Annotated in this window: 11 protein-coding genes and 1 pseudogene; 7 read left to right on the forward strand and 5 right to left on the reverse strand. The window is 64.3% G+C overall.

Annotation, left to right across the window (positions count from 1 at the left end):
- The coding region (locus VGH68_RS30090; RefSeq protein ID WP_414696926.1) for a hypothetical protein at positions 1-119 on the forward strand (119 nt) is incomplete at its 5' end.
- A gap of 198 nt (positions 120-317) precedes the next feature.
- Here the strand turns inward: VGH68_RS30090 and VGH68_RS10390 are convergent.
- Positions 318-1,079, reverse strand: a complete 762-nt coding sequence (locus VGH68_RS10390) for a glycosyltransferase family 2 protein (protein ID WP_331603514.1) — start codon at positions 1,077-1,079, stop codon at positions 318-320.
- 249 nt (positions 1,080-1,328) lie between these two features.
- Between VGH68_RS10390 and msbA the strand changes: the two genes are divergently transcribed.
- The 5 genes from msbA (at position 1,329) to VGH68_RS10415 (ending at position 8,371) form a co-directional block, all read left to right on the forward strand.
- Positions 1,329-3,122 (forward strand): lipid A export permease/ATP-binding protein MsbA, encoded by a 1,794-nt coding sequence (gene msbA / locus VGH68_RS10395; protein ID WP_331603515.1) that lies wholly within the window; start codon positions 1,329-1,331, stop codon positions 3,120-3,122.
- Positions 3,123-3,233: 111 nt separating this feature from the next.
- Positions 3,234-4,310 carry a glycosyltransferase family 4 protein gene (locus VGH68_RS10400; protein WP_331603516.1) on the forward strand — a complete coding sequence of 359 codons (1,077 nt, stop codon included), beginning with the start codon at positions 3,234-3,236 and terminating at the stop codon, positions 4,308-4,310.
- A gap of 337 nt (positions 4,311-4,647) precedes the next feature.
- Complete coding sequence (locus tag VGH68_RS10405) at positions 4,648-5,775, forward strand: glycosyltransferase family 9 protein (RefSeq protein ID WP_331603517.1); 1,128 nt, start codon at positions 4,648-4,650, stop codon at positions 5,773-5,775.
- A complete protein-coding gene (locus VGH68_RS10410; RefSeq protein WP_331603524.1) occupies positions 5,775-7,121 on the forward strand; it encodes an O-antigen ligase family protein in 1,347 nt (448 codons plus the stop codon). The genes VGH68_RS10405 and VGH68_RS10410 overlap by 1 nt, the downstream gene beginning before the upstream one ends.
- Positions 7,118-8,371: a glycosyltransferase gene (locus VGH68_RS10415; RefSeq protein WP_331603518.1), complete on the forward strand. Its 1,254-nt coding sequence runs from the start codon at positions 7,118-7,120 to the stop codon at positions 8,369-8,371. Before VGH68_RS10410 ends, VGH68_RS10415 begins: the two co-directional genes overlap by 4 nt.
- 25 nt (positions 8,372-8,396) lie before the next feature.
- Here the strand turns inward: VGH68_RS10415 and VGH68_RS10420 are convergent, their stop codons facing one another.
- A complete protein-coding gene (locus VGH68_RS10420) occupies positions 8,397-8,717 on the reverse strand; it encodes a hypothetical protein (RefSeq protein WP_331603520.1) in 321 nt (106 codons plus the stop codon).
- Between the two features lie 443 nt (positions 8,718-9,160).
- On the opposite strand from VGH68_RS10420, the gene VGH68_RS10425 reads away from it, so the two are divergent.
- Positions 9,161-10,093 (forward strand): recombination-associated protein RdgC, encoded by a 933-nt coding sequence (locus VGH68_RS10425; protein WP_331603521.1) that lies wholly within the window; start codon positions 9,161-9,163, stop codon positions 10,091-10,093.
- Between the two features lie 157 nt (positions 10,094-10,250).
- Here the strand turns inward: VGH68_RS10425 and VGH68_RS10430 are convergent, their stop codons facing one another.
- From VGH68_RS10430 to VGH68_RS10440, 3 genes and pseudogenes are all read right to left on the reverse strand, one after another.
- Complete coding sequence (locus tag VGH68_RS10430; protein ID WP_331603522.1) at positions 10,251-11,459, reverse strand: MFS transporter; 1,209 nt, start codon at positions 11,457-11,459, stop codon at positions 10,251-10,253.
- Between the two features lie 130 nt (positions 11,460-11,589).
- Positions 11,590-12,066: a VOC family protein gene (locus VGH68_RS10435; RefSeq protein WP_331603523.1), complete on the reverse strand. Its 477-nt coding sequence runs from the start codon at positions 12,064-12,066 to the stop codon at positions 11,590-11,592.
- A gap of 212 nt (positions 12,067-12,278) precedes the next feature.
- Positions 12,279-12,393, reverse strand: a pseudogene (locus VGH68_RS10440) (VOC family protein); the annotation flags it as partial.

A 12,393-nucleotide genomic window follows, 5' to 3' on the forward strand; every position in this document is an offset into this window, starting at 1 on the left:
GCAAAAACGCGCAGGGTGAGATGCGTCTGGGCGACGCATGGCGCGTGAAGCCGACCGACGAACTGCTGGCCGCGCTGCGCGGCGAATTCGCGGGCAGCTCGATCGAGATTGTCTATTGAGGGTTGGCGCGGGAGGGCGGCCGGTGCGGTGCGTATCGGCGAAGCTTGCTCGATCGCGTTGCCGGGCTGTAGCGCTGGAAGGTCGTAAGCTGTGATTTGTCGGCGAGCGCCTGGATGGCACGCGTGCGCTGCCCGATCCTGCCAAAAACCGGCTCGTCGTTCGACAGTCGTCTTTTATCGCCGCCGATCGCGCACCGGTTACCGCCCGTCCGTCTCTTGCAGCCGCGACAACTTGAGAAACCGGTAGTACACGGTCTCCGCATTGAATAGCGCGATCATCAGGCCGGCCCGGCCGTCGAGAAAACCGCGCCGCAGCAGATAGGTCCGCACGAACGCCCACAGACCGCGCCCTACCGCGACGCGCATGCTGCCGCGCTGACCGGCCAGGTAACGCTGCCGCGCGCCGGCCGTCGAATAGGCGTCGAGCTTGCGCAGCACGCTCTCGTAGTCCTCGTACGAGTAGTGCATCAGCTTACCGGTCAGACGCTGCGCGGGCGCGTCGAACACCAGGCGCTCGTGCACCAGGTCGTCGGAGAAGCGCGCGGTGCCGCGTTTGAACAGGCGTGGAATCCAGTCCGGATACCAGCCGCTGTGATGAACCCAGTGACCGCAGAAGCTCGACAGACGATCCACCGCGTAGACATCGGAGGCGGGCGCCGTCATGGCCGCGCGAATCGATGCGGCGAGTTCCGGTGTGACGATTTCGTCGGCGTCGAGCGACAGGATCCAGTCCGTCGTGAGCGCATCCACCGCGCGGTTTTTTTGCGGGCCGAAACCCGGCCAGTCCGCCTGCTCGAGCACACGGGCGCCGTGCGCGCGGGCGATGTCGGCGGTGCCGTCGGTACTGCCGCCGTCGATGACGACGATCTGATCGGCGAAGGCCACGGCCCGCAGGCACTCGGCCAGCCGCGCCGCCGCGTTGCGGGTGATGAGGGCGACGCCGAGAGTGGTTTCTTGCATACCGGGGATGGGGCGGACTGAATGTTCGTGGAAGACGAATCGACGGATCGGGCTGCGAGCGCGAGCAAGTATACACAGCCCATCCGTCCCCACACCAGCTTGCCGGGGCCGCCAGGCTTTCGGCCAATTCCGTCGCGCACTGCGCGCCGGCGGCGATCTTCAACCGATTACAATGCTCTTTTTCAATATTTCACACGGCGGCCGGACCGGGCGCCGGGTGCTCGCCGTTCCGCATTTCCAGAGGATTCCTTGAGCGCGAAGCCAACGTTAAGCAAACCCATGGGTTCAGGCGAGGCGTCATCGCCGGCCGTCGTGCTGCGCCGCCTGTGGCCGTTTATCAAACCGCTGCTGTGGGTGGTGGTCAGCGCGATCGTCGCGATGGCGGTGAGCGCCGGCACCGACGCCGCCATCCCCGCGCTGCTCAAGCCGCTGCTCGACAAGGGCTTCGGCACGCATGCGGCCGACCAGACCAGGTGGCTCGTGCCGGTCGCGGTGATCGGCCTCGCGCTGATCCGCGGCGTGTCGCAATATGCGTCCGGCTACCTGCTCGCGTATGTATCGAACAAGATCCTGCTCGAGCTGCGCCTGAAGATGTTCAACCGCATGATTCACACGAGCGTCGCGTTCTTCCAGCGCGAAACCGCGAGCACCGTGATCAACGCGATCGTCTTCGAGGTGAATCAGATTCTCAACGTGCTGCTGAGCGTGATGGTCACGCTCGTGCGCGATTCGCTGACAGTGGTCTTCCTGCTCGGCTATCTGTTCTATCTGAACTGGCGCCTGACGCTGATCGTCGCGGTGCTGCTGCCGGGCATCGGCTGGCTGGTCGGCAAGATCAACCGCCGTCTGCGGCGCCTGAACCGCGAGCACCAGCTGCTCACCAACGAGCTGTCGTACATCGTCGAGGAGACGGTCGGCGGCTACAAGGTCGTCAAGGTGCATAACGGCGAGCAGTACGAGTTGGACCGCTTCACCTCGATGAGCAAGCGCCTACGCGGCTACGCGATGCGCATGACTGTGTCCGGCGGACTCGCGCAACCGTTGACGCAGTTTCTTGCGTCGATTGCGCTGGCGGTCGTGATCACGATCGCGGTGGTGCAGTCGTCATCGGATCAGACGACGGTCGGCGGCTTTGTCGCGTTCGTCACGTCGATGCTGCTGATCATCTCGCCGCTGAAGCATCTGATGGATGTGAATCAGCCGCTGCAACGCGGCATGACCGCGGCCGAGCTGATCTTCGGTCTGATCGACGAGCCGGCCGAGCCGGAAGGCGGCGGCAAGCCGCTCGAGCGCGCGCGCGGCGAAGTCGAGTTCCGCGACGTGTCGTTCACGTACGGCACCCACTCCACGCATAACCGCCATACGCTCGATCAGGTGTCGCTTAAGATCGCGCCCGGCGAGATGGTCGCGCTCGCGGGGCCGTCGGGCAGCGGCAAGACCACGCTGGTGAATCTGCTGCCGCGCTTTTTCGACCCGACCGGCGGCGCGATCCTCGTCGACGGCGTTGCGCTGCCCGAATACGACCTGCACGCACTGCGCGGGCAAATCGCGATGGTGAGCCAGGACGTCGTGCTGTTCAACGACACGATTGCGCGCAACGTCGCCTACGGCAAGGATGCCGACGCGGAGAAGGTGAAAGCGGCGCTGCGCGCGGCCAATCTGTGGGACACCGTGCAGGCGATGCCGCAGGGTATCGAAACGCTGGTCGGCGACAACGGCATGATGCTGTCGGGCGGGCAGCGCCAGCGCCTCGCGATCGCGCGCGCCATCTACAAGGACGCGCCGATCCTGATTCTCGACGAAGCGACTTCGGCGCTCGATTCCGAATCCGAGCGCCACGTGCAGGCGGCGCTCGAAACGCTGATGAAGGGTCGCACGACGCTCGTGATTGCGCACCGTCTATCGACGATCGAGCGGGCCGATCGGATTCTCGTGATGGAAGCAGGGCGGATCGTCGAGCGCGGCAGCCATCGGGAGCTGTTGGCGCAGGACGGCTTATATGCGCATCTGCATCGGATCCAGTTCCAGCACAGCGCGGCATAAGCTACAACGTGCGTCCATCGGCCATTTCCGTTTCTACTCGGCGCCGTTGGCTCGCCCCGACCGCGGATGACTTCCCATTAATATCCGAGAAGGCGCAGGCGCGCTGTCTGAATGAAGAAACTTGGACTCTCCAGTAACGCGTTGCAACATAGTGGCGGCCTCGAGCGGTACGCGATGGACCTAGTACGCGGCTTGGCCGAGCTTGGCATCGAGCCGGCCTTCTTCGCGCGTCGGTTCGACGTGTCGCAGCCGGAATGCAAGTTGGTCGAGCCGCACCGTATCAACGTCTCTTTCCTGCCGGGAAAGTTGCGCGACCACTGGTTTTCATGGCGCTTGCGATCGGCGCGCCGCGCCGCGCAGGTCGATGTGCTGATCGGTTGCAACCGCGTCGACTCGTCAGAGGTGGCGATCTGCGGCGGCACCCACCTCGGGTTTTTGCGTGCGATGGGACGTGCTCAGAAGCGTTCGGATCGCTGGCAGATCGCGCTCGAACGTCGCCAGTACGAACGCTCGAAAGTCGTGGTGGCGCATTCGCAACTGATGCACGACGAGCTTCGGGAGCTGTATGGCGTCGACGACGCGAAGATCCGTGTGCTGTTTCCTCCCGTCGACGGCACGCGTTTCGCGCCGACCGACGCCGCGACCCGCGCCGCCCTGCGTCGCAAATACGGTTTTGCCGACAACGAGATCGTGTTGCTGTTTCCGTCCAGCAGCCACGAGCGCAAGGGCTTGCCGCTCATCGAAACAGCGCTGCGGGACACGACTCTGCCCGTGGTGGTGGTCGTGGCGGGGCGCCCGCCCGCACGCACCGGGCAGCGGCTGCGTTACGCCGGCTACGTGAAAGAACTTGCCGAATGCTATCAGGCTGCGGATTTCACGATCCTCGCGTCGACGTACGAGCCATTCGGCCTTGTCGGCATCGAATCGGTGATGTGTGGCACGCCGGTCGTTTTTTCGTCGACCATTGGTTGCTGCGACGCGATCGCCCAGCACGCGAAATTCGTCTTCGCGCCTAACGATGTGGCCGATCTGCGCGCGACGCTCGTGCGGGCGGTGCAGGCGCATCGCGACGGCGCGGGTCGCGCGCCGCCAGAACGGATCCGCGACGCTGTGTTGTACGATCCGGGTGTGGCCGCCCATGTGAGCGCGCTGATCGAACTGACGCGGGAGATCGAGCGCGCGCGGTAGCCTCCTACAGCACTGCTGTGTAAGGCCGGAGGGGCTTCCAGGGTCTATGTCAGGCGGTTCCGCACCAAGGCCACGTGTTACAATTTGCGGCTGTCAGCGCTCGCACTTAACGCGAGCAAACATCCATATTTCAAGCAGCTTTCCACGCCCGCTTTGCGCAGGCGGCGGCGAAAAGCACGGCTTTCCAGCGCGCGGGCCTGCCGCGACGGGGTCGTCGCCGCCGTAGTGGAGGCCTTCGGAAAAGACATCGCTGGAGACTTAGCATGGCGAACGCGACCTCGCGCCGGCAAACGGCATATAGCAAGATCGCGGCGGAAATCAACGCATCGATGGGCTTATGAGTCGGCTTTCCGGGCGTCTTCGTACCTTGGCGCGGGCAATTCCGCGATTGCTGATGAAGCCGTTGTGCCGCGAGCCAGAGCATCCGAGCCGTATCCTGATTGCGCATCATTTGTTGCTGGGTGACACGCTGCTGCTCACGCCGCTTCTCGCCAAATTGCGCGCGCAACATCCGCAGGCGCAGATCGTTCTTGCCTGCCCGAAGGCAATCGTGCCGCTTTACGCCGGGCGGCCTTTCCACGTCACTGCAATGCCGTTCGATCCGCGTGATTCGAAGTCGGTGCGCGATGTTTTGCTTTCGGGACCCTACGACCTCGGCATTGTGGCCGGCGACAATCGTCATAGCTGGCTCGCGTTGGGCGCCGGCTGCCGCTGGATCGTCGGACACGCGGCCGATCAACCGGCCTGGAAGAACTGGCCGATCAACCGCAGGCTACCGTATCCCGCCGCGCCGGCGGCTTGGGGCGATCTTGCTGCCGAACTGATCGACGGGCCGCCGCCGCGCGCTTACCGGCCGACCGACTGGAGCACGCCGCAACCCGCGGCGTTACCCGAGGCTTTGCAATTGGAGAAGCCGTACGTCGTGCTGCATCCGGGCGCAAGCAGCAACGTCAAACGCTGGCCGGACGCCCGCTGGCGCGAACTGGCGCAACGCGTGGAAGCGCTCGGCTATCTGCCGGTATGGACTGGCGGTCCGGGCGAAGCCGAACTGATTCGCGCGATCGAACCCATTCCTCGTCACCCCAATTTCGCGGCGCGCCTCGGTCTCGGCGAGCTATGGCATGTCTTCGCCGGCGCGCAAGCCGTAGTTTGTCCCGATACTGGCGTCGCACATCTGGGGCGTCTGATCGGGGTGCCGACACTTGCACTATTCGGGCCCGGCAACGCGCTGATTCACGGCGCGGGTCGGTACTGGAGTGACGTGCCGTTCATTCCGATTACGATCGCGGACATGCCGTGCCGCGATCAGCCTTTTATTTTCCGCCGCAAGGTAGCATGGGTGCGTCGCTGCGATCGCAACGAGACGACCTGCGTTGCGTGGCGCGAGGACCATGCGGACTGTATGGGCCGGCTGTCGGTAGACTCGGTGTACAAGGCATTGCAAAACGTTCTGGTGAAAGTGTGATGACTGACACGGCTGCGCGAGTGGAGCGCGTGTTCTGGATTGCCTGTCCGGTCATTCTGTTTGTGGTCATGTTCGGCCACATGACGGCGATCGTCTTCAATGCGCTTGCGCTGATGGGGCTTGGGGTGCTGGCTGCGGCCTGGTCGCCGAGCCGGCCGTCTCCGTTGCAATGGCCGCTGATGTTGCCCATTGCGGGTTGGGCCGGATGGAGTCTCATCTCAGTCTCGTGGTCCAGATATCCAATGGTCAGCATTCACGCGTGGTGCGACGAGGTGCTCTATCCGCTGGCGTCGTTCTGGGGCTTCTGGCTATTCGGCACGGCACTGCGGCGACCCGCGCCGGTGGTACTCGTCAACTGGGTCGCGTGCGTAGCGCTCGCCGCTATCAGCGCGCTGAACTGGGGGCATTTGCAACCGCCCACCGCCAACACTTTCTTGCTGCATTTCTATAACCGCGTCGGCCACACCAGCACGCTCGCGGTGTTTGCCATGTCGCTGTTCGCCGGCCTCTTGCTGCGGCCGCGTTGGCGCGCGATCGGCGCGAGCGGCATCGCGCTCTGCCTGTTCATCGGACTTGCCACGCTTAACCGGTTCTTCTGGCCGGCGGCCTGCGTCACGCTGCTGATCGCGCTATTCCCTCTGTACCGGCGCCGCCTGCTGCTGGCGGCGCTGGTCATTACCGTCGTGGGCGCGGCCGGGCTTGGCACCCTGGAATTCAGCTCGCGTCTGCGCATAGCCGGCAACGTGCCCCTGCCCACGCAGGCGCGCGATGTTGCCATCGACGGCCATCAGGTCTACGTGCCGGGCTCCCTGGCCGCGATCGGCGACACTGTTTCCGCGGACACGCGTCCGAAGCTATGGGCGTTTTATGTCCGGGAGGCCGAGCGGCACCCATGGGTCGGCGTGGGCTTCGGCAAGCCGCTGCCGGGAATGGTCTATCGCGGCGAAATACCGCCCAGTTTACTGGCGGCCGAACCGCAAGCGCTGACGCATGCGCACAACCTGTTCATCAATACATGGTCGCAGACTGGTGTAATAGGCGTGGCGCTGCAGACTGCGCTCTTGTTAGGCCTCGTCGCGCGTTTCTGGCGCTTGCGACGAGTCGACCCGTGGTTGTGCGCCGCGGGCGTGGCGCTCGTCGCCGGCATGATCGCGAAAAACCTCACCGATGATTTCATGTGGCAAACAACCATGCTCGCGTTCTGGGCGTTCGCTGGGCTGCTGCTGGGCTGCGCGGAGCGAGCCACGATTTCCGGCCAGTTGTCGCGTGAGACGGCATCCAGGCATGCAGCGGTCATGCGCAGCGTGCAGCGACGCCCACAGCCGACGCCAGAGTTAGGCGAATGACCAAGGTGAAGAACGCTGACCACCCTCGCGCCAGTGAGCCCGACCGCACCCCGCTGCGCATCCTGTTTCATATCAACGATTTCGGCAGGGGCGGCACCGAGACTGCGCTGCTCTCGTGGCTGCGAACGCTGGACCGGCGGTTATTCTCGCCAAGCCTGTCGGTGGCATATCCGACCGACGACTTGCATTTCTGGCGCGCGCGGTCGATTCCCGACGACGTGCCGGTTCACGTGCTTGCGTCGTCCAAATGGATGCACGTGCTTCATCAGGCGGCCCGCCGGCGCAAATTGAGCGTCGGTGTGAAGTTGTTGCATAAGCTGCTGACCTACGCCGCGATCCGGCCACTTGCGGCGCTGCGTATGCGGCGCCTCGCAAGGCAGCAAGATCTGATCTGCGATTTCGATTTTTCGCTGCGCCATATGGCGGGCAGTTGCAATGTGCCCTGGTTCGGCGTGAGCCATTTCAGTCTGGCGGCGCGCCTTGGCAACAAGAGCGAGCGCTACGTCGCGCGGCGCGTGAAGCACTATTCGCGCTACTCGGCGATCGCCGTGCTGACTCCGGCCATGCGGCGTGAGGCGCAGGCACTTTTTTCCGCAATCGCTGTTGACATCGTCGAGTTGCCGAATGTGATTAATGTCGATGCCCTGAGACGGGCGGCGCGCACGCAAATTGAAAGTCCAGCCGAGTCGTTCATCGTTTCTGTGGCGCGTCTGGATGAAGGTCAGAAGGACCACAGCACCTTGTTGCGCGCTTATGCGCACGTACGTCGGCGTGGCCGGTGCAAGGCCGATCTCGTGCTGATCGGCGAAGGGCGTGATCGTCAGCAACTGGAGCAACTTGCCGATGAGCTGGAAATCGGCACGTCGGTGCATTTTCTCGGCTTCTGCGCGGATCCGTCGCCCTTTATCCGGCAGGCGGAATTGCTCGTCTTGAGCAGCCGCTACGAGGGTTTCGGCATGGTGCTCGGCGAGTCGATGGCGCTCGGTACACCCGTGCTATCGTCGGATTGCCCGACTGGCCCGCGAGACTTGCTGGACGACGGCAAGGCGGGCCTGCTGGTGCCGGTCGGCGACGTCGACGCGATGGCCTCGGCAATTGAGCGATTGCTGACAGACACGGAGCTACGCCGCTGTCTCGTGCAAAGGGCATCTCAGAAAATTGAGACGTTCGGGCCCGTCAGCGCTAATCAGCGCATGCTGGAACTGGCGTTGCGCATCCGTGCGAAGCAGAACGCGCCGTCGGGTGCATAGGTCCCTCGCCAACCCGCGACCAGGATTACACGCCGCCGGTCACGAGCGGCAACACAGTCAAATCCGCATGCGTGCCTTCCACGATGCTGCGTCCCACGTGCAGGCCCTCCTGGAACGCTTCTTTCTCACTGCCAAAACCCTCGTCGCCCGCGGCGTGAAACCGCACCGCGTGGCCGGGAATGGCAGGATTCGCGCCCGGATGGCAGACGTAGCCGACAAACGTGTAGCACTCATCCGCCGCGGTCTGCGCGCCCCCGTCGCTGGGCGTATCTCTCAAAACACCTGCTACGTGAATTTCGAAACCCTCGTATTCGACCATCTGCGAAGGTGCGATTTCGTCGGTCATGGCCGCCTCCGTTCAATCGCGCGCTTGTGAAAAAGTGTAGGCGATTTCGGCGTTGGGCGTGCTCAAAATCGATTCGGCAAAAACCAGTACGGCTTGGCCGCGCCGGGTTGCTTGAGCAGCATCGGGTTGCCTCAAGGCGCCTCTCGACGACACGCCCATCGTTTGGTGCGACATGGGCTAAGGCCTTAAAGTCGACCGTCTACCCGTTACTTTCGAAGTTCTGAACCGTGAAGTGTCCGCACAGATGCGGACGAACGGAAGCACAGACGCCGGCACTTCATGATGGCATTGGGTCCGGCAGCACCGCGCGGAATTCATTCGACCTTTGCGACCACCCCTCACAATCGTACTGGAGCGATAGAAAGTAACAGAGTCCCTTGGCCGAACGCACGATTGCTGTCGTCAGATAAAATCTTGCAATTCACCCGTAAGATACCTCGCTCATGTGGTTCAAAAACCTTCAGCTGCACCGTCTTCCCGCACCGTGGTCCGTCACCCCCGAACAGATGCACAAATGGCTCACGCCGTACGCGTTCGCGCCCGGCAATAGCGTCGAGATGCAGGCGCAGGGCTGGGCGCCGCCGCGCGACGGCGACTCGCTCGTGTATGCGCTCAACGGCCAGATGCTGCTCACGTTTCGCGCCGAAAAGAAGCTGTTGCCCGCGTCGGTCGTCACCCAGGTGACGCGCGAGCGCGCGCTCGAACTCGAGGAGCAGCAGGGCTTCAAGCCGGGCCGCAAGCAGATGCGCGAATTGAAGGAGCAGGTCACTGACGAGCTGCGCCCGCGCGCGTTCAGCATCCGTCGCGATACACGCGTGTGGATCGATTGCAGGAACGGCTGGCTCGTGATCGACGCGGCGTCCCAGACGGTCGCCGACGAGGTGCGCGGGCTGCTGGTGAAGTCGATCGACGCGTTGCCGCTGATGACGGTGCGGGTCACACAGTCACCGGTCGCGGCGATGACCGGCTGGCTGCTCGACGGCGACGCGCCGGCGGGTTTCACGCTCGATCAGGACACGGAATTGCGCTCGGCGACCGAAGGCAACGCGACGGTCCGCTATGTCGGCCATACGCTGGATGTCGACGACATGCGCCGCCATATCGAAGCGGGCAAGCAATGCATGCGGCTGGCGATGACGTGGAACGACCGCGTGTCGTTCGTGCTGACGCCGTCGCTGACGATCAAACGCGTCGCGCCGCTCGACGTGTTGAAGGAAGCGAGCGATCCGACCGCGCAGAACGACGACGAACGTTTCGACTCGGACGTCGCGCTGATGACCGCCGAGCTCGACCGCATGCTGGTCGATCTGCTCGACGCGCTGGGCGGCGAGCAGCGCGAGGAAGGCTTCGCGATGCCGCGCGCCGCGGCCGCCTGACGGGCGCTGCCCGCAGTCCGGCGTCGCTGACGAAACAGTCGGCGCATCAATGGCTTGCGGACCTTTGCGCAGAGTTATGCACAGATTTGCCAACAAAAACTGTGGGTAACTTGAGCCGCCCGGTTCGCGACGGTCACCACGTTGCGCGGTCGCGCCGTCAGTCCTCCAACACCAGCGCGCGTTTGCGCCGCAGCAGCGCCGAGCCGGCCGCTACCGCCGCGCCGATGCCGCCCATCGTCAGCGATAGCGCGACGATCAGCGGGCCGGTTTGCGCGCGCGCGGAAAACACGCTGACGAGCAAACCGGCGAGCGGTTGCGTCAGATTGTTCAGCAGGATCGCGACACCGATCGTCTTGCCGTAGTCCTCGGGCGGAATGATTTCCAGACGCGCGCTGCGAATATAGACGTTGAACATCTTGTCGAAGCCGACGATCAGCAGGAAGCCCAGCGCATAACCCCACGGTGCCGCGGCCGCGCCCGCGATCACGCCGCCCGCGCAGATCGTCACGAACGCGACCAGACCGAGCACGCGCCGCGGCCAGCCGGCGCGCGCGACCGTCAGCAGCACCAGCACGGTGGCGATCGCGCCAGCCGTTTGCAGTCCCGCGTAGTAGCGGTTCGATTGCGCGTGAAAGCCGGTTACCATCGCCGCCGATGTCGCGAGCGTCACGCCGATCACGAGGTTTTCCGCGGCCGCGAGCATGATCACCTTCTTCAGGCCCGGCAGCGTCCACACATGATGCAGCGCGACGCGCAGCGGCAGTGTCCAGCGGCTGGCGGGCGCGGGCGCGAGAGCGGGCGCCTGAAAGCCGCTGACGCGTTGCCATACGAACAGCGCGGCGTCGGCGGTGAGAAACAGCACGCCGGTGACCGCGACCACCGATTCCCAGCGCCATACGCCGAGCAGCAGCGCGGCCAGCATCGGGCCGAGCACGAAGCCCAACTGGTCGGCTAGTTGCGAGTACGCGAGCACGCGCTGGATCTGTTGCGTGCTGAAGATCTGCGGCAGCATCACCTCGCGCGCAACCAGCCCCTGGCTCGTCAAGACGCCGCAGACGGCCGACAGCGCGATCAGCCAGCCTATGCCACCGAACGCCGCATAGGCCGCGATGCCGCCGAAGCACGCGAGCGCGCGCACCGCCTGGCTCACACGCATCAGCCTGAGCGGCGGCAAGCGGTCGCACAAGGCGCCGAAGAACGGGAACACCAGGTAGCGCGGCAGCGTCTCGATGAAGAACGCGAGGCCCGACCACGAGACCTCGCGGGTCGTCTGGAATACGACGAGCGGGACGAGAAAGAGCAGGATCTGATCGGCGAGACGCGCGACAAACAGCGAGCAGAAGAAAGCCTGATGGTTGACGCGCACCGTGAATGTCTCGCCGTATAGGGTCGAGGCCGATGCTATCAAAGATCTGACGGCGATGATGGCGGGGACCTGAATGCGATGCCGCGGCGCGGCGCTCGGCGCTCGGCGTGCGGTCCCGCCAGAAGTCCTTCTATTCGCCGCGATACGCTTTCCTGAGCGCCGCGATATCGAGCTTGATCATGTTCATCATCGAGGCCATCACGCGATTCGCCTTGTCGCGATCGGGGTCGCGCAGCATCTCGAGCAGTCCGTCCGGCACGATCTGCCACGACACGCCGTAGCGGTCCCGCAGCCAGCCACAAGCCACTGCCGTGCCGCCGCTGTCGATGAACGTCGACCAGTAGCGGTCGACTTCCTCCTGCGACGCGCAATGCACCATCAGCGAGAGCGCGGGCGTGAACTGATACTGCGGGCCGCCGTTCAGCGCCATGAACTCCTGACCGTCGAGCTCGAACGTGATGGCGAGCACGTCGCCTCCGCGTCCGGGGCCCGCTTCCGTGTAGTGCAGCGTGGCGGCGATGCGCGATGCCGGAAAGACGGACAGGTAGAAGTTCGCGGCCTCCTCGGCGTTGCCGTCGAACCACAGGCAGGGTGCGATTTTCTGCATGACGTTGCTCCTTTGGAACCGCTGCGGATTGGCTTCGGGGTTTTTTGGAACGGCGGGCGGCGGTGCGGCGATGAAGCAGCGCCACCGTTTTGCGGTCATTCAGCGATCGGCGGCTCTTTACCCGCGGTGAGCAGCCATCACCAGGCGATCATCCGCCCATCGCCTGTGGGCAAAGCCGCTTACCGGCCGGTCGAAAGCAGCTTGCAAGTAGGCTATTTCTGCTCGGCCGACGAGCACGCGCTCATCGCCTTCTGGATTTCGTCGGGGCTCAGATCGCGCGTGTGCGTCGCGAGTGACCATTTGTGGCCGAACGGGTCCTGAACCTGA

Source organism: Paraburkholderia sp., from assembly GCF_036488505.1.
In the GTDB taxonomy this organism is placed as follows: Bacteria; Pseudomonadota; Gammaproteobacteria; order Burkholderiales; family Burkholderiaceae; genus Paraburkholderia.

Coding starts and splice junctions, on each gene's coding strand:
- VGH68_RS10390 (WP_331603514.1), bottom strand. CDS start 1,079: ATGCAAGAAACCACTCTCGGCGTCGCCCTCATCACCCGCAACGCGGCG.
- VGH68_RS10400 (WP_331603516.1), top strand. CDS start 3,234: ATGAAGAAACTTGGACTCTCCAGTAACGCGTTGCAACATAGTGGCGGC.
- VGH68_RS10405 (WP_331603517.1), top strand. CDS start 4,648: ATGAGTCGGCTTTCCGGGCGTCTTCGTACCTTGGCGCGGGCAATTCCG.
- VGH68_RS10410 (WP_331603524.1), top strand. CDS start 5,775: ATGACTGACACGGCTGCGCGAGTGGAGCGCGTGTTCTGGATTGCCTGT.
- VGH68_RS10415 (WP_331603518.1), top strand. CDS start 7,118: ATGACCAAGGTGAAGAACGCTGACCACCCTCGCGCCAGTGAGCCCGAC.
- VGH68_RS10420 (WP_331603520.1), bottom strand. CDS start 8,717: ATGACCGACGAAATCGCACCTTCGCAGATGGTCGAATACGAGGGTTTC.
- VGH68_RS10425 (WP_331603521.1), top strand. CDS start 9,161: ATGTGGTTCAAAAACCTTCAGCTGCACCGTCTTCCCGCACCGTGGTCC.
- VGH68_RS10435 (WP_331603523.1), bottom strand. CDS start 12,066: ATGCAGAAAATCGCACCCTGCCTGTGGTTCGACGGCAACGCCGAGGAG.